This window comes from Kitasatospora sp. NPDC023385 (genome assembly GCF_055664045.1).
Window position 1 is genome coordinate 107,230 of the sequence record NZ_JBVOOL010000012.1, and the last position, 25,623, is coordinate 132,852.

The 25,623-nt window shown below is 72.2% G+C and carries 20 protein-coding genes; 17 read left to right on the forward strand and 3 right to left on the reverse strand.

The genetic code is table 11. From position 1 onward, the window contains the following. Together AC0B61_RS20170 and AC0B61_RS20175 are read right to left on the reverse strand one after the other, a co-directional pair. Complete coding sequence (locus AC0B61_RS20170; RefSeq protein WP_471742188.1) at window positions 1-945, reverse strand: AAA family ATPase; 945 nt, start codon at window positions 943-945, stop codon at window positions 1-3. Window positions 946-1,316: 371 nt separating this feature from the next. After that, window positions 1,317-1,859, reverse strand: a complete 543-nt coding sequence (locus AC0B61_RS20175) for a beta-class carbonic anhydrase (protein WP_471742065.1) — start codon at window positions 1,857-1,859, stop codon at window positions 1,317-1,319. A 538-nt stretch (window positions 1,860-2,397) separates the two neighbouring features. Between AC0B61_RS20175 and rsmH the strand changes: the two genes are divergently transcribed. From rsmH to AC0B61_RS20255, 16 genes are all read left to right on the forward strand, one after another. Beyond that, window positions 2,398-3,372, forward strand: coding sequence for a 16S rRNA (cytosine(1402)-N(4))-methyltransferase RsmH (rsmH, locus tag AC0B61_RS20180; RefSeq protein ID WP_471742066.1), 975 nt, complete (start codon window positions 2,398-2,400; stop codon window positions 3,370-3,372). A gap of 156 nt (window positions 3,373-3,528) precedes the next feature. Then, window positions 3,529-4,020, forward strand: coding sequence for a cell division protein FtsL (gene ftsL / locus AC0B61_RS20185; RefSeq protein WP_471742067.1), 492 nt, complete (start codon window positions 3,529-3,531; stop codon window positions 4,018-4,020). Window positions 4,021-4,084: 64 nt separating this feature from the next. Continuing rightward, window positions 4,085-6,310 carry a peptidoglycan D,D-transpeptidase FtsI family protein gene (locus AC0B61_RS20190; RefSeq protein ID WP_471742068.1) on the forward strand — a complete coding sequence of 742 codons (2,226 nt, stop codon included), beginning with the start codon at window positions 4,085-4,087 and terminating at the stop codon, window positions 6,308-6,310. An 84-nt stretch (window positions 6,311-6,394) separates the two neighbouring features. Continuing rightward, window positions 6,395-7,960 (forward strand): UDP-N-acetylmuramoyl-L-alanyl-D-glutamate--2,6-diaminopimelate ligase, encoded by a 1,566-nt coding sequence (locus AC0B61_RS20195; protein ID WP_471742069.1) that lies wholly within the window; start codon window positions 6,395-6,397, stop codon window positions 7,958-7,960. After that, window positions 7,957-9,360, forward strand: a complete 1,404-nt coding sequence (locus tag AC0B61_RS20200; RefSeq protein ID WP_471742070.1) for a UDP-N-acetylmuramoyl-tripeptide--D-alanyl-D-alanine ligase — start codon at window positions 7,957-7,959, stop codon at window positions 9,358-9,360. Before AC0B61_RS20195 ends, AC0B61_RS20200 begins: the two co-directional genes overlap by 4 nt. Beyond that, on the forward strand, window positions 9,360-10,421 hold the full coding sequence (mraY, locus tag AC0B61_RS20205; protein ID WP_471742189.1) for a phospho-N-acetylmuramoyl-pentapeptide-transferase: 1,062 nt from the start codon (window positions 9,360-9,362) through the stop codon (window positions 10,419-10,421). The genes AC0B61_RS20200 and mraY overlap by 1 nt, the downstream gene beginning before the upstream one ends. Further along, on the forward strand, window positions 10,418-11,914 hold the full coding sequence (gene murD, locus AC0B61_RS20210; protein WP_471742071.1) for a UDP-N-acetylmuramoyl-L-alanine--D-glutamate ligase: 1,497 nt from the start codon (window positions 10,418-10,420) through the stop codon (window positions 11,912-11,914). Before mraY ends, murD begins: the two co-directional genes overlap by 4 nt. A 107-nt stretch (window positions 11,915-12,021) precedes the next feature. Continuing rightward, complete coding sequence (gene ftsW / locus AC0B61_RS20215) at window positions 12,022-13,362, forward strand: putative lipid II flippase FtsW (RefSeq protein ID WP_471742072.1); 1,341 nt, start codon at window positions 12,022-12,024, stop codon at window positions 13,360-13,362. A gap of 6 nt (window positions 13,363-13,368) precedes the next feature. Next, the gene (gene murG, locus AC0B61_RS20220) at window positions 13,369-14,475 is read left to right on the forward strand and encodes an undecaprenyldiphospho-muramoylpentapeptide beta-N-acetylglucosaminyltransferase (RefSeq protein ID WP_030239918.1); all 1,107 of its coding nucleotides are present in this window, start codon (window positions 13,369-13,371) and stop codon (window positions 14,473-14,475) included. Further along, window positions 14,468-15,274 (forward strand): cell division protein FtsQ/DivIB, encoded by an 807-nt coding sequence (locus AC0B61_RS20225; RefSeq protein ID WP_471742073.1) that lies wholly within the window; start codon window positions 14,468-14,470, stop codon window positions 15,272-15,274. Before murG ends, AC0B61_RS20225 begins: the two co-directional genes overlap by 8 nt. Before the next feature lie 363 nt (window positions 15,275-15,637). Beyond that, window positions 15,638-16,867: a cell division protein FtsZ gene (gene ftsZ, locus AC0B61_RS20230; protein WP_471742074.1), complete on the forward strand. Its 1,230-nt coding sequence runs from the start codon at window positions 15,638-15,640 to the stop codon at window positions 16,865-16,867. Further along, window positions 16,864-17,595, forward strand: a complete 732-nt coding sequence (gene pgeF, locus AC0B61_RS20235) for a peptidoglycan editing factor PgeF (RefSeq protein ID WP_471742075.1) — start codon at window positions 16,864-16,866, stop codon at window positions 17,593-17,595. Before ftsZ ends, pgeF begins: the two co-directional genes overlap by 4 nt. Beyond that, window positions 17,595-18,401: a YggS family pyridoxal phosphate-dependent enzyme gene (locus tag AC0B61_RS20240; protein WP_471742076.1), complete on the forward strand. Its 807-nt coding sequence runs from the start codon at window positions 17,595-17,597 to the stop codon at window positions 18,399-18,401. Before pgeF ends, AC0B61_RS20240 begins: the two co-directional genes overlap by 1 nt. Before the next feature lie 305 nt (window positions 18,402-18,706). Continuing rightward, entirely contained in the window at window positions 18,707-19,318 is a 612-nt protein-coding gene (locus AC0B61_RS20245) for a cell division protein SepF (RefSeq protein WP_471742077.1), read from the forward strand. 102 nt (window positions 19,319-19,420) lie between these two features. Next, the gene (locus AC0B61_RS20250; protein WP_030060143.1) at window positions 19,421-19,702 is read left to right on the forward strand and encodes a YggT family protein; all 282 of its coding nucleotides are present in this window, start codon (window positions 19,421-19,423) and stop codon (window positions 19,700-19,702) included. 59 nt (window positions 19,703-19,761) lie between these two features. After that, window positions 19,762-21,135, forward strand: coding sequence for a DivIVA domain-containing protein (locus tag AC0B61_RS20255; protein ID WP_471742078.1), 1,374 nt, complete (start codon window positions 19,762-19,764; stop codon window positions 21,133-21,135). Between the two features lie 140 nt (window positions 21,136-21,275). Here AC0B61_RS20255 and ileS read toward each other — a convergent pair whose 3' ends face one another. After that, the gene (gene ileS / locus AC0B61_RS20260) at window positions 21,276-24,458 is read right to left on the reverse strand and encodes an isoleucine--tRNA ligase (RefSeq protein WP_471742079.1); all 3,183 of its coding nucleotides are present in this window, start codon (window positions 24,456-24,458) and stop codon (window positions 21,276-21,278) included. Window positions 24,459-25,099: 641 nt separating this feature from the next. Between ileS and AC0B61_RS20265 the strand changes: the two genes are divergently transcribed. Next, window positions 25,100-25,564, forward strand: a complete 465-nt coding sequence (locus AC0B61_RS20265; RefSeq protein ID WP_471742080.1) for a TraR/DksA family transcriptional regulator — start codon at window positions 25,100-25,102, stop codon at window positions 25,562-25,564. The last annotated feature ends 59 nt before the right edge of the window (window positions 25,565-25,623 follow it).

Below are 25,623 nucleotides of genomic sequence, written 5' to 3' on the forward strand. Positions count from 1 at the left end.
TCAGCCCCTCCGGACGGCCGGGCCGCCCTGCGGGCGGGGCAGCGGCAGCCGGGCGACCAGGTCGGTCACGATCTGCTCGGAGGTGCGGCGGCTGAGCTGGGTCTCGGCGGTCGGCATCAGGCGGTGCGCGAGGACCGGCACGGCGAGGCGCTGGATGTCGTCCGGAGTGACGTAGTCGCGCCCGTCCAGCGCGGCGGCGGCGCGGGCGGCCCGGACCAGGTGCAGGGTGGCGCGCGGCGAGGCGCCCAGGCGCAGCTCGTGGCTGCTGCGGGTGGCGCCGACCAGGTCGACGGCGTAGCGGCGGACCGGGTCGGCGATGTGGACGGTGCGGACCAGGTCGACCAGCTTGAGGATGTCGGCGGCGTGCGCGACCGGCTGCAGGTCCTCCAGCGGGCTGGCGCCGGCGTGCACGTCCAGCATCGCGAGCTCGGCCTCGGGGCTGGGGTAGCCGATCGAGATCCGGGCCATGAAGCGGTCGCGCTGGGCCTCCGGGAGGGGGTACGTGCCCTCCATCTCGACCGGGTTCTGGGTGGCCACGACCATGAACGGCGAGGGCAGCCCGTAACTGGTGCCGTCGATGGTGACCTGGCGCTCCTCCATGGACTCCAGCAGCGCGGACTGGGTCTTGGGCGAGGCGCGGTTGATCTCGTCGCCGACCACGATCTGGGCGAAGATCGCGCCCGGGCGGAACTCGAAGTCGTGCTGCTGCTGGTCGTAGATGTTGGTGCCGGTGACGTCCGAGGGCAGCAGGTCGGGCGTGAACTGGATGCGGCGCACGGTGCAGTCGACCGAGCGGGCGAGCGCCTTGGCCAGCATGGTCTTGCCGACGCCGGGCACGTCCTCCAGCAGGAGGTGGCCCTCGGCGAGCAGGACGGTCAGGGCGATCCGGACGGCCTCCGGCTTGCCCTCGATCACGCTCTCGATGTTGGCGCGGATGCGGTCCACGACCGCGGCGAGCTCGGGAAGTCCGACCTGCTGGTACCCGTTCGTCCGCTGCCCGCCCCCCGCGGGACCATCGAGACCGGCCTGGTCGTTGTAGCTCGTCACGCGTTTACGCTCCCTGGCACCCTGTGCCCGCCCCGTCCCGAGGCCGGACCCCACCCCATGCTTGACGCGGCCGTCCCGGGGACGGTTCCGAAGGAGGATCCGGCGTCGGGGAGGCGGCCCGCGGCCCGGCCGCCCCAGGTGGTTCGGGGTCCGACCGGCAGGCGCATTCTCCCCTGTGAGGCGGCCGGAAGTCACCATTCGGCGGTCCCCGAATGCCCGGACGCCGTTGGCCGGGCGGGGACGGGTGGGTGGGGCGCCGCCGGTCGCCGCTAGTCGATCTCGCGCAGCAGGCCGGTGTGGACGTCGAAGACGAAGCCGCGGACGTCGTCGGTGTGCAGCAGGAAGGGCGAGGTTCGGACGCGCTGCATCGACTGGCGGACGTCGCCGTCCAGGTCGACGAAGGCCTCCACCGCCCACTGCGGGCGCTGGCCGACCTCCAGCTCCAGCTCGCGGCGGAAGTCCTCGGTGAGCCCGAGCAGACCGCAGCCGGTGTGGTGGATGAGCGCGATCGAGCGGGTGCCGAGCGCGCGCTGGCTGATGGTGAGGGACCGGATGGTGTCGTCGGTGACGACGCCGCCGGCGTTGCGGATGACGTGGGCGTCGCCCAGTTCGAGGCCGAGCGCCGCGAACAGGTCGAGGCGGGCGTCCATGCAGGCCACCACGGCGATCTTCTGCACCGGGCGGGCGTCCATGCCGCCGTCCTGGAAGGTCACCGCGTACTCGCGGTTGGCCGCGACGAAGCGGTCGATGATGGTGGGTCGGGCGGGATCGGCAGCGGCGTTCGGCCTGGGCCGGTCGGGAGTCACTGTCATGGCGGCGACGTTAGTGCGATTCCGGTGTCCGCGGTGGGGTGAGGAGCTACAGAACGTGCCGCTGTGATCGAGCGCATAGCCACAACAGGAGGGTTTGTCCGGATGGTCCCGGAGTGGGCCGCACCCGGCCGCGCGGTGGGGGGCGCGCGGTGGTTTCCGAGGGCCCCCGGGCCGGGCCGCTGCGCAGCCACCCCTACGGCCGCGACCTGCGACGATCCGTACCGCCGCCCGGGTGGTGCGCCGGAGCGGACCATTGACTGGAGGGGCCGGGGCGATAGAGTTTGCGGCGCAGTGGAGCACACCCGCCGGAGCCCGTCAACCGGGCGTTCCCGGCCGGTGCGGCCCGGTCGATGCGGTCCGTGGCCTCCACCCGCTCCGTGCCACCTGGCGCACCTTCCCCGGTGCCGGGCGGTCACGATCTTCCCCTTGAGCGGGCGGGGACCACGGGCCGCTTCGTCGTGCCGGGGGACGGTGGGCGAGAATGGTCGCAGCTCCCGGACATCGGGCTGCTCCGCACCGAGGAAGGGCGCCACCGCGCATGACCACCAACGAACCGGGCCCCAAGCACGTCCCGGTGATGCTGCAGCGGTGCATGGACGCACTGGCTCCGGCGATCTCGCGCCCCGGTGCCGTGGTGGTGGACGCCACCCTGGGCCTCGGCGGGCACAGCGAGGCGCTGCTCACCCAGTTCCCCGAGGTGCGACTCGTCGCGGTGGACCGCGACCCGCAGGCGCTGAAGCTCTCCGGCGAGCGGCTGGCCCCGTTCGGCGACCGGGCCACCCTGGTGCACGCGGTCTACGACGAGATCCCCGAGGTGCTGGAGCGCCTGGACATCGACCGCGTGGACGGCATCCTGTTCGACCTCGGCGTCTCCTCCATGCAGCTGGACGAGGCGGACCGCGGCTTCGCGTACGCGCAGGACGCGCCGCTGGACATGCGGATGGACCAGAGCCGGGGGATCAGCGCGGCGGAGGTGCTGAACACCTACAGCCACGGCGAGCTGGCCCGGATCCTCAAGTTCTACGGCGAGGAGCGGTTCGCCGGCAAGATCGCCTCGGTGATCCTCCGGGAGCGGGCGAAGGAACCGTTCACCAACAGCGCGCGTCTGGTCGAGTTGGTGCGCAACGCCATTCCGGCGGCGACCCGCCGCACCGGCGGGAACCCGGCCAAGCGGACGTTCCAGGCGCTGCGGATCGAGGTCAACGGTGAGCTGGAGGTCCTGGACCGGGCGATCCCGGGGGCGCTGGACGCCCTCACCATCGGCGGTCGGATGGTCGTGATGTCCTACCAGTCGCTGGAGGACCGCCTGGTGAAGCAGTACTTCGCCGCCGGGGCGACCAACACCGCCCCGCCGGGGCTGCCGTTCATCCCGGACGAGCACCAGCCCTGGCTCAAACTGATCACCCGCGGTGCCGAGCAGGCCACCGAGGAGGAGATCGAGGAGAACCGGCGCGCCGCGCCCGTACGGCTGCGGGTGGCGGAGAGGATCAGGGACCGAAACAAGCGGGGCTGACGAACCGGTCCGGCGGGGTCCGAAGGGTGGAGGAGAGCGGTGGGGCCGGTGGCCGGTGAGGTCCGGGCGGGGCGGGGAGGACTCCCCGGACAGGGCAGGGCACGCATCACGGTCCGGCCGGGAAAGCGCCCGGTCCGCGGGCGCACGCCGTTCGCGGTGCTCGTGGTGGTGCTGCTCGCGGCGGGGCTGCTCGGGCTGCTGGCGCTGAACACCGCGCTCAACGAGGGCTCCTTCGAGCTGTCCCGACTGCAGAAGCAGACCACCGTGGCCACCGACGAGCAGCAGAGCCTGCAGCACCAGATCGACCAGAGCTCGGCCCCGGACGCGCTGGCCAGACGGGCCGCCGAGCTGGGCATGGTCCCGGCCGGCGGGATGGCGTTCCTGGACGTCCCGAACGGCGGCAAGGTGGTCGGCACGCCCGGCACGGCGCAGGACAGCCCGCCGGTCAAGCGCTCGACGGCCGATCCGTGGCCGACGAAGGCCGCCCCGAGCGCCGCCCAGCCGGCTGCGCCCCCGGTGTCAGCCCCGGTCGCGCCGTCGGCCGCACCGGCCGCACCGACGACCGCGGCCTCGGCCGGTGACGCGGTGATCCAGCTCAACCCCGCCGCGCCCGCGCAGCCGCACCCCAACGGGGGCGCGGGCCGGTGAGCGAGCGAACCATCGAGAGGCGTGCATCGTGCGACGTGGCCGCCGAGCGTAGCGAGGTGGCCGCATGACCACGCCCCGTCAGCCTCCCGGGGGCACCGGCAACGGCCGCCGACCGGCGCCCCGGGGCGCCGCGCCGCGCGCCCAGTCCGCCTCCGGCCGCACCCGGCCCGTCAAGGGAGAACCCGCCAAGGGGGAACCGGCCAAGGGGGTGCCCGCGAAGGGCCAGGCCGCCAAGGGCCAGCCGGCCCGCGGCCAGTCGGCCAAGGCGCAGCCCGCCAAGAACGCCGCCGCCCCCCGCACCCCGCGCGCGCCGCAGCAGCGCCGCCCCGAGGACCGTGCGCCGGCCCGCAGCCAGGCGGCGGTGCGGCCGCGCCCGAAGACCCGCCCCCCGCAGCGCCCCAAGGCGCTCAGGCTGGCCGAGCCGAAGCGCCGCCTGCGGGTGATCGCCGTGGCGATGTCGCTGGTGTTCTCGGTCTTCGCCGGCCGTCTCGTCCAGCTCCAGCTGGTGGACTCCGACGCGCTGGCCGCGGACGCCAACACCAACCGCTACCTGAACATCCCGATCACCGCCGAGCGCGGCTCGATAACGTCCGCCGACGGCGTGGCGCTGGCCGCGACCGTCGACGCGTACGACATCACCGCCGACCCGGCGATGTTCACCCCGGCGGCGACCGGCATCCCGGACGCGCCGGAGCAGGCGGCCGCCCTGCTGTCGCCGATCCTCGGCCTGCCCAAGGAGCGGATCGCCGCCGACCTGCACACCCCCAAGACCCGCTACAAGCGGCTCGCCGCCCAGCAGACCCCGGCCGCCAAGAACCAGATCAGCGACCTCAAGTCGAGCCTGGAGAAGCAGGCCGGCTCGCGGGCGTGCCAGGTCCAGAAGAAGCTGCTCGGCAAGCCCGCCGACCAGGGCGGCCGCACCCGGGTGGACACCGAGTGCGCCAACCCGCTGGCCGGGGTGTTCAACCGGGAGACCCAGAAGCGGGTCTACCCCGCCGACGGGCTGGCCGCCAACCTGGTCGGCTTCGTCAACGGCGAGGGCGCGGGCGCCGGGGGGCTGGAGCTGCAGTACCAGCAGCAGCTGGCCGGCAAGGACGGCCACAGCAGCTACGCCCAGGCGGGCGGGCGGCTGGTGCCCACGGCCGGGGGCTCGATGGACCCGGCCGTGCCCGGCAGCGACGTGAAGCTGACCGTCAACCGGGACATCCAGTGGGCGGCCCAGCGGGCGATCACCGACCAGGTGGCCAACTCCGGCGCGGAGAAGGGCTACGTCGTGGTCCAGGACGTGAAGACCGGTCAGGTCCTCGCGATGGCCACCGCGCCCGGCTTCAACCCGAACGACCTGAGCCTGTCCAAGCAGGCCCAGCTGGGCAACCCGGCCCTGGTCGACGCGTACGAACCGGGCAGCACCGCCAAGCTGATGAGCCTGGCCGCCGTACTGGACTCGGGCAAGGCCACCTGGGACACCAAGGTCACCGTGCCGAACCGGCTGGTCCGCGCCGGCCAGGAGTTCAAGGACGACGTCAACCACGACCCCTGGTACCTGACCCTGGCTGGGGTGCTCGCCAAGTCCTCCAACATCGGCACCATCGAGGCCGTCGAGACCCTGGGCGGCGGCGACCAGTCGCAGGCCAACAAGGTGCTGGACGGCTACATGCGCAAGTTCGGCGTCGCCCGGCCGACCGGCCTGAACTTCCCCGGGGAGACCCCCGGGATGCTCAAGAAGCCGGAGGACCTGGTCGCCTCGGAGAAGTACAACATCGCCTTCGGCCAGGGCCCGCTGCAGATGAACGCGCTCCAGGCCACCTCGGTCTACTCGACCATCGCCAACGGCGGCGTGCGGGTCGCGCCCAGCATCGTCCAGGGCGTCACCGGCCCGGACGGCAAGTACAGCCCGGCTCCGGCGGGCGAGCAGACCCGGGTGGTCAGCCCGGAGACCGCCAAGACCCTCACCTCGATGCTGGAGTCGGTCGTCGACGACGAGCAGGGCACCGGCGGCAAGGCCGCCATCCCCGGCTACCGGGTGGCCGGCAAGACCGGCACCGCCAACCGGGGCGCCGCCAACGGCGTCGGCTACGACGGCTACACCGCCTCCTTCATCGGCTTCGCCCCCGCCGACGCCCCCCGGTACACCGTGTCCTGCACCCTCCAGGGCCCGGTCAACGGCCACTTCGGCGGCCAGCTGTGCGGCCCGGTGTTCAAACAGGTGATGGAGTTCACCCTGAAGACCATGCAGGTCCCGCCGAGCGGCAGCCAGGCACCCAACCTGCCCGTCGAGTGGAAGCCGTGAGCAAGGATGAGCAACGACGGGGACGACGGCGCGGCGAGGGGCCGGTTTGGCCCTGGGCACCCTTCGGCGGATAGCCTTCCCGCCGTGCCGAAACCCGATCAAACCACCGTGAGTCCGCCCCGCCCGACCGGGACCACCGCCCTGCCGCTCGCCGAGCTCGCCGTCCGGCTGGGCCTCGCGCCCGTCGAGGGCGGTGCCGTCAGCGGCGTCACCCACGACTCCCGCGCGGTCCGTCCGGGCGATGTGTACGTGGCCTTCCCCGGCGCCAACCACCACGGCGCGGCCTTCGCGGCCAAGGCCGCGCAGTGCGGCGCGGTGGCCGTGCTCACCGACCCGGCGGGCGCCGAGCTCGCGGCCGGTACCGGCCTGCCGCTGCTGGTCGTGGACCGGCCGCGGGCCGTCATGGGCGAGCTCGCCGCGATCGTCTACGGCCGCCCCTCCGAGCGGCTGCTGATGATCGGGCTGACCGGCACCAACGGCAAGACCACCACCTCGTACCTGGTCGAGGGCGGCCTGCGCGGCGCCGGGCGCAGCCCCGGGGTGATCGGCACCGTCGAGATGCGGGTCGGCGAGGAGCGCATCAAGAGCGAGCGCACCACCCCCGAGGCCACCGACCTGCACGCGATCCTCGGCGTGATGGCCGAGCGCGGCGCCGACGCGGTGGCCATGGAGGTCTCCAGCCACGCCCTGGTCTTCGGTCGCACCGACGGCGTCGCGTACGACGTCGCACTGTTCAACAACCTCACGCCCGAGCACCTCGACTTCCACCCGGACATGGAGGACTACTTCCAGGCGAAGGCCCGGCTCTTCCGGCCCGGCAAGTCCCGCCACGGCGTGGTCAACCTGGACGACGATTACGGCCGCCGGCTCGCCGCCGAGGCCGAGATCCCGGTGACCACCTTCTCCGCCGCCGGCCTCCCGGACGCCGACTGGCGGGCCGTGGACGTCCGGCTCGGCCCGGTGAGCTCCACCTTCCGGCTGCTCGGCCCGGGCGGCGTCGAGGTCGACGCGACCGCGCCGCTGCCCGGCCCGTTCAACGTCTCCAACGCGCTCGCCGCGATCACCCTGCTGGTCGCCGCCGGGCTGCCGCTGGAGCAGGCCGTGGCCGGCGTCGCGGCCGTCCCCGGCGTGCCCGGCCGACTGGAGCGGGTGGACGCCGGCCAGCCGTTCGTCGCCGTCGTGGACTACGCCCACAAGCCGGACGCCCTGCAGGCCGTCCTCGGCTCGCTGCGCGAGATCACCAAGGGCAGGCTGCACGTCGTCGTCGGCTGCGGCGGCGACCGCGACCCGCACAAGCGCGGCCCGATGGGCGCCATCGCCGCCCGCCTCGCCGACACCGCCCTGCTGACCAGCGACAACCCGCGCAGCGAGGACCCGCTGGCGATCCTCGCCGGCATGCTGACCGGCGCCGCCGCGGTGCCCGAGGCCGAGCGCGGGGCCGTCCTGGTCGTCCCCGACCGGGCCGAGGCGATCCGGCTCGCGGTCGCCCGCGCCCAGGCGGGGGACACCGTGCTGGTGGCCGGCAAGGGCCACGAGCTCGGCCAGTACGTACGAGACGAGATCCGCCCCTTCGACGACCGGGAGGTGCTGCGCGAGTCCGTCGCGCGGACCACCGCCGCGCGGGGCGACCGAGGAGTAGAGCAGCAGTGATCACACTGACCCTCGCCGACGTGGCCGCCGCAGTCGGAGGCACCCTGGACGGCGCCGACCCGGACGCCCTGGTCACCGGCCCGGTCGAGGTCGACTCGCGCAAGGTGAGCCCCGGCGGCCTGTTCGCGGCCTTCGTCGGCGAGCACGTGGACGGCCACGACTACGCGATCACCGCGACGGAGGCCGGCGCCGTCGCGGTGCTGGCCTCCCGCCCGGTCGGCGTGCCCGCCGTCCTGGTCGACAGTGTGGTGGAGGCGCTCGGCAGGCTGGCCCGTGCCGTGGTCGCCCGCGCCGAGAGCACCGCCGTGGTGGCCCTGACCGGCTCGGCCGGCAAGACCAGCACCAAGGACCTGATCGCCCAGCTGCTCCGGCACCACGGCGAGACCGTCTACCCGCCCGGCTCGCTCAACAACGAGATCGGCCACCCGATGACCGCGCTGCGGGTCGAGGCCGGCACCCGGCACCTGGTCATGGAGATGGGCGCCCGGCACAAGGGCGACATCGAGTACCTCACCTCGATCACCCCGCCCCGGATCGGCGTGGTGCTGAACGTCGGCACCGCCCACGTCGGCGAGTTCGGCTCGAAGGAGGCGATCGCCGAGGCCAAGGGCGAACTCGTCGAGGCGCTGCCCGCCGACGGGGCCGCGATCCTCAACGCGGACGACCGGCTGGTGCGCGCGATGGCCTCCCGCACCAAGGCCAAGGTGGTCCTGTTCGGGGAGTCCCCGGACGCCCACGTCCGGGCGACGGACGTTCGCCTGGACGCCACCGGGCGGCCATCCTTCACGCTCACCACCCCAGCCGGTTCCGCGCCCGTGCAACTGCGCCTGTACGGTGAGCACCACGTCTCGAACGCCCTCGCCGCCGCCGCGGTGGCGGTGGAGCTCGGGATGTCCGTCGACGACACCGCCGCAGCCCTGGGCGAGGCGGGTGCGCTGTCCCGCTGGCGCATGGAGGTCGTCGACCGGGCCGATGGTGTCACCGTCGTCAACGACGCCTACAACGCGAACCCCGACTCGATGCGGGCCGCGCTGCGGGCGCTGGTCTCGATGGGGGGTCGCGGCCCGGAGCGCCGCCGTACCTGGGCGGTGCTCGGCGAGATGCGGGAGCTCGGCGAGGAGAGCCTGGCCGAGCACGACGCCATCGGGCGGCTCGCGGTCCGGCTCGACGTCACCAAGCTGGTGGCGGTCGGCGGACGCGAGGCGGCCTGCATGGAACTCGGCGCGAGGAACGAAGGTTCGTGGGGTGAGGAGTCGGTGCTGGTGTCCGACGCGGACGCAGCGGTCGAGTTGCTGCGCAGTCAGCTGCGGCCGGGGGATGTGGTCCTGGTGAAGGCGTCCCGCTCGGTGGGGCTGGAGAAGGTGGCCGAGGCCCTCCTGGCGGACGGTGCTGCCCGATGATGAAGCAGATCCTCTTCTCCGGGATGATCGGCCTGATCCTCTCGCTGGCCGGCACGCCCGCCCTGATCAAGCTGCTCGCCCGGCAGGGCTACGGCCAGTACATCCGCGACGACGGCCCCAAGGCGCACCACAGCAAGAAGGGGACGCCCACCATGGGCGGCATCGCCTTCATCCTGGCGACCCTGATCGCGTACTTCGCCACCAAGGCGATAACGGGCGAGAGCCCGACCGCCTCCGGGCTGCTGGTGCTCTTCCTGACCGCGGGCCTCGGCCTGGTCGGCTTCCTGGACGACTACATCAAGGTGGTCAAGCGCCGTTCGCTGGGCCTGCGGGCCAAGGCGAAGCTGGCCGGTCAGTCCATCGTCGGCCTGGTGTTCGCCGTCCTGGCGCTGCAGTTCCACGACGACCGCGGGCTCAGCCCGGCCTCGCAGTCGCTGTCCTTCGTGCGCGACTTCAACTGGTCGGTCGGCCCGGTGCTGTTCGTCATCTTCGCGTACTTCATGATCGCGGCCACCTCCAACGGGGTGAACCTGACGGACGGTCTGGACGGCCTCGCCACCGGGGCCTCGGTGATGGCCTTCGGCGCCTACACCTTCATCGGCGTCTGGGAGTACACGCAGAGCTGCGCCTACACCGTCACCGCGACCGTCAGCTGCTACGACGTCCGCGACCCGCTGGACCTCGCGGTGGTGGCCTCGGCCCTGATGGGCTCCTGCTTCGGCTTCCTGTGGTGGAACACCTCGCCCGCCAAGATCTTCATGGGTGACACCGGCTCGCTCGCCCTCGGCGGCGCCCTGGCCGGCCTGGCGATCTGCTCCCGCACCGAGCTGCTGCTCATCATGCTCGGCGGCCTCTTCATGGTGATCACCCTGTCGGTGATCATCCAGGTCGGCTCCTTCCGGATGACCGGCAAGCGCGTCTTCAAGATGGCGCCACTGCAGCACCACTTCGAACTCAAGGGCTGGAGCGAAGTCCTGGTCGTGGTCCGCTTCTGGATCATCCAGGGCCTGTGCGTGGCCGTCGGCCTCGGCCTCTTCTACGCGGGATACCGGACGGGATGACCAACCCTCAGTCGACCAAGTCGCAGTTCACCGGCCTGCCGGTCGTCGTCGCCGGACTCGGCGTCTCGGGCATCAGCGCCGCGCGCGTCCTGCACGGCCTCGGCGCCCGCGTCACCGTCGTGGACGGCGGCAGCGGGCCGGGCCTGACCGCCCGGGCCGCCGAGCTGGAGGCGCAGGGCGTCACCGTGCGCCTCGGCGACGGCGCGAGCCTGCCCGAAGGAACCGAACTGATCGTCACCTCGCCCGGCTGGGCGCCGGACAGCCCGCTGTTCGCCGCCGCCGAGGCGGCCGGCGTCCCGGTCTGGGGCGACGTCGAACTGGCCTGGCGCCTGCGCCGGCCGCTGCCGGGCACCGGCGAGCCCGCCCCCTGGCTGGCCGTCACCGGCACCAACGGCAAGACCACCACCGTCCAGATGCTCGCCTCGATCCTCACCGCCGCCGGCAAGCGCACCGCCGCCGTCGGCAACGTCGGGGTCTCGGTGCTGGACGCGGTGCTCGCCGAGCAGCCGTACGACGTGCTCGCGGTCGAACTCTCCAGCTACCAGCTGCACTGGGCGCCCTCGCTGCGCCCGCACTCGGCGGCGGTGCTCAACCTGGCACCCGACCACCTGGACTGGCACGGCTCGATGGAGGCGTACGCCGCCGACAAGGGCCGGATCTACCAGGGCAACACCGTCGCCTGCGTGTACAACCTGGCCGATCCGGCCACCGAGGCGCTGGTCATGGAGGCCGACGTCGAGGAGGGCTGCCGGGCGATCGGCTTCGGCCTCGGCGCGCCCGGCCCGTCGAACTTCGGCGTGGTGGACGGGCTGCTGGTGGACCGGGCCTTCGTCGAGGACCGGGCCAACAACGCGGCCGAACTGGGCTCCGTCGAGGACGTCAGCCCACCCGTCGCCCACCACCCCGCCGAGGAAGGCGCCGCGCGCCGCCGCCCCGCTGCCCCGCACAACATCGCCAACGCGCTCGCCGCGGCGGCGCTGGCCCGGGCGTACGGCGTCGAGCCGAAGGCCGTCCGGGAGGGCCTGCGGGCCTTCCGCCCGGACGCCCACCGGATCGCCGAGGTCGGCGTGGTCCGCGACGTCACGTACATCGACGACTCCAAGGCCACCAACACCCACGCCGCGGCGGCCTCGCTGGCCGCCTACCGGCCGGTCGTCTGGATCGCCGGCGGACTGGCCAAGGGTGCGGCCTTCGACGACCTGGTCCGGGGCGCGGCCGAGCGGCTGCGCGCGGTCGTGCTGATCGGCGAGGACCGGGCGCTGATCCGCGCGGCGCTGGAGCGACACGCTCCGGATGTGCCGGTGATCGAGGCGGCCGAGGGCCAGACTGGCGCGGTGGCGATGACGGAGGTCGTCCGCACGGCCGCGTCGCTCGCCCGATCGGGTGACACGGTGCTGCTGGCGCCGGCCTGTGCCTCGATGGACATGTTCACCAACTACGGCGAGCGCGGCGACCTGTTCGCGGCGGCCGTCCGGGAGCTTGCGGACGAGTAGCGAGTCGGCGCGACGGCGTCGTACACGTCGTGCGTGTGCGCGTGTGCGCGTCGTACGGAGAGAGTGAGCGGGGAGCGGTGGCGGGGCAGGGCAGGGCGGATTCCGGCGTGGACAAGCAGGAGGCCGCCGAGCCGTGGCGAGTGATCTCCGCCACCACGACCAAGTACAAGTCGGCCGGTCCGCTGGCCCGGGTCCAGGCCTTCCGGGCCAGGTTCCGATACCGGCTGGACCGGCCGCTCACGCCGTACCTGCTGGTCGTCGGCAGCACCCTGCTGCTCGTCGTGCTCGGCCTGATGATGGTCTTCTCGGCCTCGCAGATCCTCGCCCTGGGCCAGCACCACTCGGCCCAGTACTACTTCCTCAAGCAGCTGATCGCGGCCATCCTCGGCCTCGTCCTGCTGATCGGCTTCGCCTCCGTCCCGGTGGCGGTGCTGCGGGTGATCACCTACCCGGTGATGTTCGGCGTGATCGGTGCGCTCGTACTGGTCGCCGTGCCCGGCATCGGGGTGCGGATCAACGGCAACCAGAACTGGCTGGATTTCGGCTTCTTCCAGTTTCAGCCGTCCGAGTTCGCCAAGTTCGCCCTGGTGCTCTGGGGCGCCGACCTGCTCGCCCGCAAGCAGAAGGCCGGCACCCTGAACTCGTGGAAGCACCTGCTGGTGCCGCTGGTGCCGGGGGCGCTGCTGCTGCTCGCGCTGATCATGATCGGCGGCGACATGGGCACCTCGATGATCCTGGTGGCCATGGTGTTCGCGCTGCTGTGGATGGTCGGCGCACCGCTGCGGCTGTTCGTGGCCACCCTCGGGGTGGCGGTGGTCGTCTGCACCGCCCTGGTCGTCACCGTCCCGCACCGGGCGGAGCGCCTGGCCTGCATCGGCGTCACCAAGCCCGATCCGGAGGGCGCCTGCTTCCAGGCGCTGCACGGCGTCTACTCGTTCGCGCTCGGCGGCGGCTTCGGCACCGGCCTGGGCGCCGGCGTGGAGAAATGGGGCCAGCTGCCCGAGGCGCACACCGACTTCATCTTTGCCGCGACCGGCGAGGAACTGGGCCTCGTGGGGACGCTGTCGGTGATCGGCCTCTTCGCGGCACTAGGCTACGCGGGTATCCGTGTGGCCATCGGCACGAAGGACCCCTTCGTCAGGTACGCCGCGGGAGCCGCCACCACGTGGATCATGGCGCAGGCCATGATCAACCTGGGGTCGGCGCTGGGACTGCTGCCCATCGCGGGCGTCCCGCTCCCGCTGTTCTCCTACGGCGGTTCCGCCATGCTGTCGGCCATGTCCGCGATCGGTGTGCTGCTGTGCCTGGCGCGCAGCACCTCGGGCGCGAAGGCGGCCCTGGCCGCCCGGAGCAAGAACTCCCGGATCAGGAAGCGACTGGCCCGGGTGCTGCCACGACGACGAACCACAGCGCGCCCGGCCCCCGGGCCGGCACGCAGGGAGCGGTGAATTTCGGTGCATGTCGTACTCGCCGGCGGGGGGACCGCCGGTCACATCGAGCCGGCCATGGCCCTCGCGGACGCCCTCCGCAGGCACGACCCGTCCATCGGGATCACCGCCCTGGGCACCGAGCGCGGTCTGGAGACCCGGCTGGTACCCGAGCGCGGCTACCAGCTGGAGCTCATCCCGGCCGTTCCGCTGCCCCGCAAGCCCACCCCGGAGCTGATCACCGTCCCCGGCCGGCTGCGCGGCACCGTCCGGGCCGCCCAGGAGATCATCGAGCGGGTCAACGCGGACGCCGTGGTCGGCTTCGGCGGCTACGTCGCGATGCCCGCCTACCTGGCGGCCAAGCGTGCCGGCGTGCCGATCGTGGTGCACGAGGCGAACGCCCGTCCGGGCCTGGCCAACAAGATCGGCGCCCGCTACAGCGACTTCGTGGCGGTCTCCACGCCCGACAGCAAGCTGCGCGACTCCCGGTACATCGGCATCCCGCTGCGCCGGACCATCGCGACCCTGGACCGCAACGCGGCCCGCCCGGAGGCCCGGCACTACTTCGGCCTCGACCAGCGGCTGCCCACCCTGCTGGTCTCCGGCGGCTCCCAGGGCGCGCGCCGGCTCAACGAGACGGTCACCGCGATCGCTCCCCGGCTCCAGCAGTACGGCGTGCAGATCCTGCACGCGGTCGGCCCGAAGAACGAGCTGCCGCAGGTCGCGGACGTCCCCGGGATGCCGCCGTACCGCCCGGTGCCGTACCTCGACCGGATGGACCTCGCCTACGCGGCGGCCGACATGATGCTCTGCCGGGCCGGCGCCATGACGGTGGCCGAGCTGGCGGCCGTCGGCCTGCCCGCCGCCTTCGTCCCGCTGCCGATCGGCAACGGCGAGCAGCGGCTGAACGCGCAGCCGATGGTCAAGGCCGGCGGCGGCCTGCTGGTGGACGACGCCGAGCTGACCCCGGACTGGGTGCTGCAGAACGTGCTGCCGGTGCTCACCGACCCGCAGCGGCTCTGGGACATGAGCCGGTCCGCCGCCGAGTTCGGCCGCCGGGACGCCGACGACCTCCTGGTCGGCATGGTCTACGAGGCCATCCAGGCCCACCGCGGCGGCCGCCGCCGTGGCTGACGGCCGGCCCGCGGACCCTCCCCCCGGCTCCGGCCGGGGGTACCCCCGGCCGGAGGACGAGTTCGGGGACGAGGAGTCCGCTCCCCGCCTCCGGCTCTCCCGGCGGGGCATCGCGGTGCTGAGCGTGCTCGGCGCCGCGGTGGTGGGCGGGCTGGCCTGGCTGGTGTTCTTCTCGTCGGTCCTGGACGTGCGCAGCGTCGCCGTCCAGGGCCCGACCGACGACAAACTGACGGCGGCCCAGGTCCGCGACGCGATCGGCGGACTCGGCGACGGCCCGCTGGCCCGGGTGGACCTGGACGACGTCCGGCACCGGGTGGAGTCGATCCCCCGGGTGTCGAAGGCCGAGGTGTGGCGGGGCTGGCCGCACACCCTGCAGGTGAAGGTCGTCCAGCGCAGGGCGGTGGCCGCCGTCAAGGGGGAGGACGGCCAGTTCACCCAGGTGGACGCCGGGGGCGTGAGCTTCGCCACCGAGGCCGCCCCGCCGGCGGGCGTGCCGGTGGTGGAGCTGCGGCTCAGTCAGCAGGCGAACGACGCGGACGGGGTGATCTCCCGTCCGCAGTTGGTGCAGGGCGCGGTGGCGGTGGCCGCCGGGCTCCCGCCGGAGGTCGCCAAGCGGGCCGGGGTGGTGCTGGTGCACTCGTACGACGACATCGAGCTGCAGCTCAGCGGGGGTGCGACGGTGCGTTGGGGGAGTCCGGAGCAGATCGACCGGAAGGCACGGGTGCTGGTGGCGCTGATGAACGTGAAGGGTGCGAACTTCGACGTGACGGCGCCGGAGGCGCCGGCGGTGTCGGGATGATCCGGTAGGTTCTGTGCCTGAGGGAGGGGTTGACGCCTCGAAGTGTCGGCCCGACCCTTGGTGGTCACCCCGGTTTCATAAGCCGGCCGATGATCACATAGGCTCAAAAGAAAAAGGGAAGCTCGGCGTGTTCGTTGAAACACGTGCCCGGGGCGACCTAGTGTCCTGTGTCACCAGACTGTGTCCCTTGGTGATGTGACGGAGACACAGGACTAACCCTAAAGGTCAAGTTTAGGGTTGGGGTCGGCGGTCGGCATTTCGGACATTCAGTCAGAAACCAGGCTCCCTACCCATCGACATCCGTCGGAACGGACCCTCGCCGGGCCGGGCCGACCCGGAAATTCGAGGCGAGAGGCCTTCGACGTGGCAGCACCGCAGAACTACCTCGCAGTCATCAAGGTCGTCGGTATCGGCGGCGGTGGTGTCAACGCCATCAACCGGATGATCGAGGTCGGTCTCAAGGGCGTCGAGTTCATCGCGATCAACACCGATGCGCAGGCCCTCCTCATGAGCGACGCCGACGTCAAGCTCGATGTGGGCCGTGAACTCACCCGGGGCCTCGGCGCCGGCGCCAACCCCGAGGTCGGCCGCAAGGCCGCCGAGGACCACCGCGAGGAGATCGAGGAGGTCCTCAAGGGGGCCGACATGGTCTTCGTGACCGCCGGTGAGGGCGGTGGCACGGGCACGGGCGGCGCTCCCGTCGTCGCCAACATCGCGCGCTCCCTGGGCGCCCTGACCATCGGCGTGGTCACCCGTCCCTTCACCTTCGAGGGCCGGCGCCGGGCCAATCAGGCCGAGGACGGCATCGCCTCCCTGCGCGAAGAGGTCGACACCCTCATCGTGATCCCCAACGACCGGCTGCTGTCCATCTCGGACCGCCAGGTCAGCGTCCTCGACGCGTTCCGCTCCGCCGACCAGGTCCTGCTCTCCGGTGTCCAGGGCATCACCGACCTGATCACCACCCCGGGTCTGATCAACCTCGACTTCGCGGACGTCAAGTCCGTCATGTCGGAGGCCGGCTCGGCCCTCATGGGCATCGGCTCCGCCCGCGGTGAGGACCGCGCCAAGGCCGCCGCCGTGATGGCGATCTCCTCGCCGCTGCTGGAGGCCTCGATCGACGGCGCCCGCGGCGTGCTGCTCTCCATCTCGGGCGGCTCCGACCTCGGCCTTTTCGAGATCAACGAGTCGGCCCAGCTGGTCAGCGAGGCCGCCCACCCCGAGGCCAACATCATCTTCGGCGCGGTCATCGACGACGCGCTCGGCGACGAGGTCCGGGTCACCGTCATCGCGGCCGGCTTCGACGGCGGGCAGCCGCCGGCGATCGTCCGCGACCCGGTGGTCAAGTCGACCACCCCGGACCGCCCGGCCACGCCGCCGGCCTCCCCGGACCGCCCGGCCGGCCGGCCGTCCTACGGGAACATCGGCTCGGTGACGTCCCGTTCGGAGGGGGAGGCCGCCGCGCCGACCCGGTCGACCGAGGCCCCGGCCACCACGACCGCCGCCGCTCCGGTGCCGCCGCAGGTGCAGCCGGCCCGGCAGCCCTACGTGGAGAGCCCGGCCGAGGAACTCGACGTGCCGGACTTCCTTAAGTGATCGATCACGCGGTACGCGCGGGTGCTCACTTCGCCTTCACCGACCGGTGGGGCGGGGTGAGCACTTCGCCGTACGGGGAGCTCAACCTCGGCGGTGCCGTCGGGGACGACCCGGGGGCCGTCCGGGAGAACCGGGCGCTCGCCGCCCGGGAGGTGGGGCTCGAGCCGGCCGACGTGGTGTGGATGAACCAGGTGCACGGCGCCGAGGTCGCCGTGGTGACGAAGCGCCAGCCGGTGGGGGAGGCCCCGACGGTGGACGCGGTGGTCACCGACCGGCCGCTCGCGCTGGCGGTGCTGACCGCCGACTGCACGCCGGTGCTGCTGGCCGACCCGGTGGCGGGCGTGGTGGGCGCGGCTCACGCGGGCCGGCCCGGGCTGGCGGCCGGGGTGGTGCCCGCGGTCGTCCGGGCGATGGTCGAACTGGGGGCCGAGCCCGGGCGGATCGTCGCCGCCACCGGGCCCGCCGTCTGCGGGAGCTGTTACGAGGTGCCGGCGCGGCTGCGCGACGAGGTCGCGGCCGTGGTGCCGGAGGCGTTCGCCGAGACCTCCTGGGGAACCCCGGCCCTGGACGTGCCGGAGGGAGTCGCGGCCCAGCTGGCCGCGGCGGGGGTCAACGACCTGGTGCGATCACGGGTCTGCACCCTCGAATCCGCCGATCACTACTCCTATCGTCGCGAGCAGCGCACGGGCCGGCTCGCGAGCTACGTCTGGTTGGGCTCTGATCACTGATGACGAACGACATCTACGGACCGTTCCCGGGCGGCGTCGCCGGCTTTCCCGACCCGCAGTGGTCGGGCGCGCTGACCGAGGGCCAGCGGGCCAGGTACGAGGAGCTGGGGACCAACCTCGAGGTGGTCGAGCGCCGGATCGCGGACGCCTGTGCGGCCGCCGGGCGCGCCCGGGACGAGGTGACCCTGATCGTCGTCACCAAGACCTACCCAGCCGAGGACAGCGCACTGCTGGCCGGGTTGGGTGTGACGGACGTCGCGGAGAACCGCGACCAGGACGCCGCACCCAAGGCGGAACAGTGCAGAAACCTTCCTCTTGACTGGCACTTCGTCGGACAGCTGCAGACCAACAAGGTCCGCTCGGTCGTCCGGTACGCGAACCACGTGCACTCGGTGGACCGGCTGCGGCTGGTCGAATCGCTCTCCGCGGCGGTGCTCAAGTCGGAGCGCCCGGAGCTGGGTTGCCTGGTCCAGGTGGCCCTGGACAAGGAGCACGAGGAAGGCGCCCACCGGGCCGGGGTCGCGCCGCAGGACGTCGCGCGCCTGGCTGACGCGATCGCCGACACACCCGGACTGCGGCTTGACGGTGTGATGACCGTCGCTCCGCTGGCCGGTCCGCTGGCCGGCGACCCGGCCCGGGCCTTCGATCGACTGGCGGAAATCGCAACCGCCGTACGGGCGGCCCATCCTGCTGCCACCATGGTCTCCGCAGGGATGAGCGGTGACCTTGAGCAGGCGATTGCCGCCGGGGCGACACATGTGCGCGTCGGAACGGCGGTACTCGGAGTGAGGTCACCCCTCAGGTAACGTCACCGGGTAAGTAGATCAGACTGCAGGACAAAATAGGACAGAATCTAGCAGCTCTCCGGAGCGCTAGCGAACCGTGGATCGCAGCTCCGCGGCCCCCACCCCACGAATCCTGACAGGCCGTCGGCCTGGCGCGCCGTCGTGGGGGGACCGCGGAATCCGCAGGCCGGGCCGTACGGCCCGGGCCGCCGGGACGGAGCCGGTCCGCACGGAGCGAGCAGAGCGAGCGACCATCGGAAGGTGCGCGTTTCGCGAAGCCGCCACCGAGCGCCAGCGAGGTGGCTATGAGCGGAGGAGACAGGAGCATGGCCGGCGCAATGCGCAAGATGGCGGTCTACCTCGGCCTCGTGGAGGACGAGACGTACGACGGCCAGGGGTACGACCCCGACGACGACTACGACGCGGACCCCGAGCCGATCCGGACGGGACAGCGGACCGAGGACATTCCCCGGCCCGCCGCCGCGGCCGCCACGCCCGCCCCGGTCTCCTCGATCACCCCGCAGCCGGTGCCGGCGGCGGTGCCGATCCGACAGGAGACCCCGAGGATGGCGCCCGTGTCATCCATCACACCCGAACGCCGCCACAACCTGGAGAAGAGCGCCCCGGTGATCATGCCCAAGGTAGTGAACGAACGAGAGCCCTACCGCATCACCACGCTGCACCCCCGGACCTACAACGAGGCCCGTACCATCGGGGAACAGTTCCGTGGCGGCACCCCTGTGATCATGAATCTGACCGAGATGGACGACACCGACGCGAAGCGGCTCGTAGACTTCGCGGCTGGACTCGTCTTCGGTCTGCACGGCAGTATCGAGCGCGTGACACAGAAGGTGTTCCTGCTGTCGCCTGCTAACGTCGATGTCACGGCGGAGGACAAGGCTCGGATCGCCGAGGGTGGGTTCTTCAACCAGAGCTGACCCGGCCACGACTTTACGTGTGGATCTGATCAACAGTGGGTTAGCGACAGGTGAACGAGCGGCGGGCCCGAGAGGCTCGGGACCGGGGAGAGGGAAAACGCGATGGACATCGTGTGGGCGGTGCTCTACTACGCCCTGACCGTCTTCCTGGTGTTCCTGCTCGTACGGCTGGTCATGGACTGGGTCTTCCAGTTCGCGCGTTCGTGGCGGCCGGGCAAGGCCATGGTCCTGGTCCTGGAGGCCACGTACACTGTCACGGATCCGCCGCTCAAGCTTCTTCGGCGGCTCATTCCGCCGTTGCGTTTCGGGGGCGTGGCGCTCGACCTGTCCTTCTTCGTACTGATGATCATTGTGTATGTCCTGATCTCGCTTGTGCACCCCTAGTCGTAGGTGAGCGATGCGACAGGATGCCGGTGTGCCGACGATCACGTTGAGGTGAAGAGATGCCATTGACCCCCGAGGACGTTCGGAACAAGCAGTTCACGACCGTCCGCCTGCGTGAAGGCTATGACGAGGACGAGGTCGATGCCTTCCTCGACGAGGTCGAGGGGGAGCTGACCCGCCTCCTCCGGGAGAACGAGGACCTGCGCGCCAAGCTGGCCGCCGCGACTCGTGCCGCCGCGCAGAACCAGGCCAACCTGCGCAAGGAGCCGCAGCAGGACGGCCCCCGCCAGGGCGGCGCCCCGGTGCCGGCCGCCATATCCGGCCCGCCGGTCCCCGGCCAGCAGGGCCCGGGCGGCCCGCAGCAGATGGGCCCCGGTGGTCCGCAGCAGCAGCAGATGGGCCCGGGCGGTCCGCAGCAGATGGGCCCCGGTGGTCCGCAGCAGCAGCAGCAGATGGGCAACCAGCCGCTCGGCCTGCCCGCCGGCTCCGCGCCGCAGCTTCCGGCCGGCGGCGGCCAGCAGCAGCAGATGAACCAGACCATGGGCGGCCAGCAGCAGCTGGTCCAGCCGATGGGCGGTCAGATGCTCCAGCCCATGGGCGGCCCCGGTGGTCCGCAGCAGATGGGCAACCCGATGGGCCAGGGCATGGGCCAGGGCATGGGCCAGCAGCAGATGCAGCAGCAGATGGGTGGCCCGATGGGCCAGCCGCAGCAGATGGGCGGCCCCATGGGCGGCCCGATGCAGCAGCAGGGCCCCGGTGGCGACAGCGCCGCCCGCGTGCTGGCGCTCGCTCAGCAGACCGCCGACCAGGCGATCTCCGAGGCCCGTTCCGAGGCCAACAAGATCGTCGGCGAGGCGCGCAGCCGGGCCGAGGGCCTGGAGCGCGACGCCCGCGCCAAGGCCGACGCCCTGGAGCGGGACGCGCAGGAGAAGCACCGCGTCGCGATGGGCTCGCTGGAGTCCGCGCGGGCCACGCTGGAGCGCAAGGTCGAGGACCTGCGGGCGTTCGAGCGCGAGTACCGCACGCGCCTGAAGTCGTACCTGGAGACCCAGCTGCGTCAGCTGGAGTCGCAGGCCGACGACTCGCTCGCGCCGCCGCGGATCCCCGCCACCGCGTCGCTGCCGCCGGCGGCCTCGTCGATGGCGCCGGCCGGTGCGGGCGCGATGGGCGGCGGTGCGCCGAGCTTCGGTGGCAACCAGCCGTCCTTCGGTGGCAACTCGCCGTCCTTCGGCGGGAACGGCTCCTTCGGCGGCAACTCCTCGGCGCCGAGCTTCGGCGGGCAGTCGAACGGCGGCAACGGCGGTGCTCCGCAGATGCAGCCGGCCGGGATGACCCAGCCGATGGCGGCCGTCCGTCCGCAGCCGCCGCAGCCGATGCAGCAGGCTCCGGCGCCGATGCGGGGCTTCCTGATCGACGAGGACGGCGACAACTGAGGTTGTAGCCACACCATTCGAGGGCGCCCCCGCCCCGACCACCAGGTCGGGGCGGGGGCGCCTTCTCGTGTGCGGGGAGGCGGGGGAGCGGGTACGGCGAAGCCGCCGGCGCCCCGGGGCGCCGGCGGCTTCGGGGTGGGTCAGGCCTTGCGGAGCTGGAAGGCGAGGCCGAGGGATTCGTCGGTGAACGACTCGGAGTCCCAGTCGGCCGCGCCGGCGGCGAAGTCGGTGGCGAGGACCTCCTCGGCGACGAGGACGCCGTGCTCGGCGATGGCCTCGGCGGTCTCCTCCGAGCTGGCGCGCCACCGCAGGACGATGCGGTCGGCGACGTCCAGGCCGGAGTTCTTGCGGGCCTCCTGGATCTGGCGGATGGCGTCGCGGGCGACGCCGAGGCGCTTGAGCTCCGGGGTGATGGCCAGGTCGAGGGCGACGGTGGCGCCGGACTCGTTGGCGACGGTCCAGCCCTCGCGCGGGGTCTCCGTGATGATCACCTCATCGGGCGAGAGGGTGATCGTCTCGCCGTTCAGCTCGACCGAGGTCTCGCCGTTCGCGCGCAGCTCGGCGGCCAGGCGGGCGGCGTCGGTGGCGGCGACCGCCTTGGCGACGTCCTGCACGCCCTTGCCGAACCGCTTGCCCAGGGCGCGGAAGTTGGCCTTGGCGCTGGTGTCGACGAGCGAGCCGCCGACCTCGGCGAGCGACTCCAGGGTGGAGACGTTGAGCTCCTCGGCGATCTGCGCGCGCAGGTCGGCGGGCAGCTCCTCCCAGCCCTGGGCGGCGACCAGCGCGCGGGAGAGCGGCTGACGGGTCTTCACGCCGGACTCCGCGCGGGTGGCCCGGCCCAGCTCGACCAGGCGGCGGACCAGCGCCATGTGCCGGGAGAGGTCGGCGTCGACCAGCGACTCGTCGGCCTCCGGCCAGGCGGCCAGGTGGACCGAGGCCGGGGCGTCCGCGACGACCGGCACGACCAGGTCCTGCCAGACCCGCTCGGTGATGAACGGGACCAGCGGGGCCATCAGGCGGGTGACCGTCTCCAGCGCCTCGTGCAGGGTGGCGAGCGCGGCGGCGTCGCCCTGCCAGAAGCGGCGGCGGCCGCGGCGGACGTACCAGTTGGACAGGTCGTCGACGAAGCCGGAGAGCAGCTTGCCGGCGCGCTGGGTGTCGTACGCCTCGAAGGCCGCGTCGACCTCGCGGACCAGGGTGTTCAGCTCGGAGAGCACCCAGCGGTCCAGCTGCGGGCGGTCGGCCGGGGCCGGGTCGCTCGGGGAGGGCGTCCAGTTCGAGGTGCGGGCGTACAGGGCCTGGAAGGCGACGGTGTTCCAGAAGGTGAGGAGGGTCTTGCGGACCACCTCCTGGATGGTGCCGTGGCCGACCCGGCGGGCCGACCAGGGCGAGCCGCCGGCCGCCATGAACCAGCGGACGGCGTCGGCGCCGTGCTGGTCCATCAGCGGGATCGGCTGCAGGGTGTTGCCCAGGTGCTTGGACATCTTGCGGCCGTCCTCGGCCAGGATGTGGCCCAGGCAGACGACGTTCTCGTAGCTGTTCCTGTCGAACACCAGGGTGCCGACCGCCATCAGCGTGTAGAACCAGCCGCGGGTCTGGTCGATCGCCTCGGAGATGAACTGCGCCGGGTAGCGCTTCTCGAACAGCTCCTTGTTCTGGTACGGGTAGCCGTACTGGGCGAAGGGCATCGAGCCCGAGTCGTACCAGGCGTCGATGACCTCGGGCACGCGGGTGGCGGTGCCGCCGCAGTCGCGGCAGGCGAAGGTCACCTCGTCGATGTACGGGCGGTGCGGGTCGAGGCCGCTCCGGTCGGTGCCGGTCAGCTCACTGAGCTCGGCCAGCGAGCCGACGCAGGTGAGGTGGCCCTCCTCGCAGCGCCAGATCGGCAGCGGGGTGCCCCAGTAGCGGTTGCGGCTGAGCGCCCAGTCGATGTTGTTGTTCAGCCAGTCGCCGAAGCGGCCGTGCTTGACCGTCTCCGGGAACCAGTTGGTGGCCTCGTTCTCGCGGATCAGCGCGTCCTTGACGGCGGTGGTCCGGATGTACCAGGACGGCTGCGCGTAGTAGAGCAGCGCGGTGTGGCAGCGCCAGCAGTGCGGGTAGCTGTGCTCGTACGGCAGGTGGCGGAAGAGCAGGCCGCGCTCCTTGAGGTCCGCGACCAGGGCCTCGTCGGCCTTCTTGAAGAACTGGCCGCCGACCAGCGGGACCTCGGGGGCGAAGGTGCCGTCGGCGAGCACCGGGTTGACCACCGGCAGGCCGTAGCGGCGGCAGGTCGCGAGGTCGTCCGCGCCGAAGGCGGGGGACTGGTGGACGATGCCGGTGCCGTCCTCGGTGGTGACGTAGTCGGCGTTGAGGACGTAGTGCGCGTTCTCGATCTCGACCAGGTCGAAGGGGCGGCGGTAGGACCAGCGCTCCATCTCGGCGCCGGTGAAGGACTCGCCGGTGGTCTCCCAGCCCTCCCCGAGGGCCTTGGCGACCAGCGGCTCGGCGACGACCAGCTGCTCGGTGCCGTCGGTGGCCACCACGTAGGTGACGTCCGGGTGGACGGCGGCCGCGGTGTTGGAGACCAGGGTCCACGGGGTGGTGGTCCACACCAGCAGGGCGGCCCGGCCGGCCAGCGGGCCGCTGGTCAGCGGGAAGCGGACGAACACCGAGGGGTCGACCACGGTCTCGTAGCCCTGGGCCAGCTCGTGGTCGGACAGGCCGGTGCCGCAGCGCGGGCACCAGGGGGCGACCCGGTGGTCCTGGACCAGCAAGCCCTTGTCGAAGATCTGCTTGAGCGACCACCAGACGGACTGGACGTACGACGGGTCCATCGTCCGGTAGGCCTCGTCCAGGTCGACCCAGTACCCCATGCGGGTGGTCAGCTCGGCGAAGGCGTCGGTGTGGCGGGTCACCGACTCGCGGCACTTGGCGTTGAACTCGGCGATGCCGTACGCCTCGATGTCCTGCTTGCCGGAGAAGCCCAGCTCCTTCTCGACGGCGAGCTCCACCGGGAGGCCGTGGCAGTCCCAGCCGGCCTTGCGGGCGACGTGGTAGCCCTTCATGGTCCGGTACCGGGGGAAGACGTCCTTGAAGACGCGGGCCTCGATGTGGTGGGCGCCGGGCATGCCGTTGGCGGTCGGCGGGCCCTCGTAGAACACCCACTCGGGGCGGCCCTCGGACTGCTCCAGGCTGCGCTGGAAGACCTTGTTGTCCTGCCAGAACGAGAGGATCTGGTGCTCCAGGGCAGGCAGATCCACCTGGGCGGGGACGGGGTTGTAGAGGGCGGCCGCGCGCGGCGCGTCGTCGGAAGAGTGGTGGTGGGTGGCGGGTTGGGAGCTCATCGCGGGCGTCTACCTCCGGCGGATGCGTGGGCTGGATCCTCCGGAGGGACGAGACGGCAAGCCGCCCCGCGGTACCACCCTCCTTGGCCGCGGTGCTGCGTTGCGGCCCTCTTGTTTGGGCTTGCTGCCGGGTCTAGTGGGCCGCTACGGGCTTCGCGGCGGCCGTTCTTCCGGCGGCTCCGGGGTGATCTTCCCGTCGTGCACGCCCCCGGGCTCGCACCGTCCCCGGGTCGCTGGTGGCTGCGTACGTCGGTACTCGTCCCATCTGCGCCTTGCAGGCCCCAGTGTATCGGCCGGGCGAGTCGGTTTGTCCAAACCGTTTCGGGCGGGCGGGCCCGGGACGGGCGGCGGGGCTGGTCAGAGGGGGTGGTTAGGCGCGGGCGATCTGGGCACAACCCTCTCAGCGCGCGGGGCGTGGCGGTTGGGGCGGCTGCCTGGGTGGGATCGTGGTGAGGCGTCGGTATGTCATGTTGTGACCGGTTTTGATCGGGATTATCGTTCCGGCACTGGAAGCCGCCGGGAACCGGCGGCTCGATTCGTTCGTAGATGGGGTCGAAGCCATGGCTGAGAAGGGAACCGGCGCGGGTACCGCCACCAAGCGGGCACGCAAGGCCGTGGCGGTCGATCCAGGGGAGGGGACCATGACCACTACCGCACCGAAGACCAGCACCGACACCGTCACCGTTTCGCGCGGGGCCGAATCCGTGGACCCGGCGACACTGCCGGTCCGGCCGGGAGAGGAGGCGTGGACCACCGAGGAGGTCCACGAGCTGCACACCGAGCTGATCAGCGAGCTGGAGCGGCTGCAGAACGAGATCGACGCCGCCGAGGCGGCCATCTCGGGCCTGATGCGCGACTCCAACGACGGAGCCGGCGACGACCAGGTGGACGCCGGTACGAAGAACATCTCGCGGGAGAGCGAGCTGGCGCTCGCCAACAACGCGCGGGACAGCCTCGCCCAGACCGAGCGCGCCCTGGCCCGGCTGGAAGGCGTCGGCTTCGGCACCTGCGAGTCCTGCGGGCAGGCCATCGGCAAGGCCCGGATGCAGGCGTTCCCCAGGGCGACGCTCTGCGTGCAGTGCAAGGCCAAGCAGGAGCGCCGCTGAACCGGGCGACCGCAGCGGCGCGGGGGGTCGGGCTTGCCGTACGCTCGACCCCGTAACGT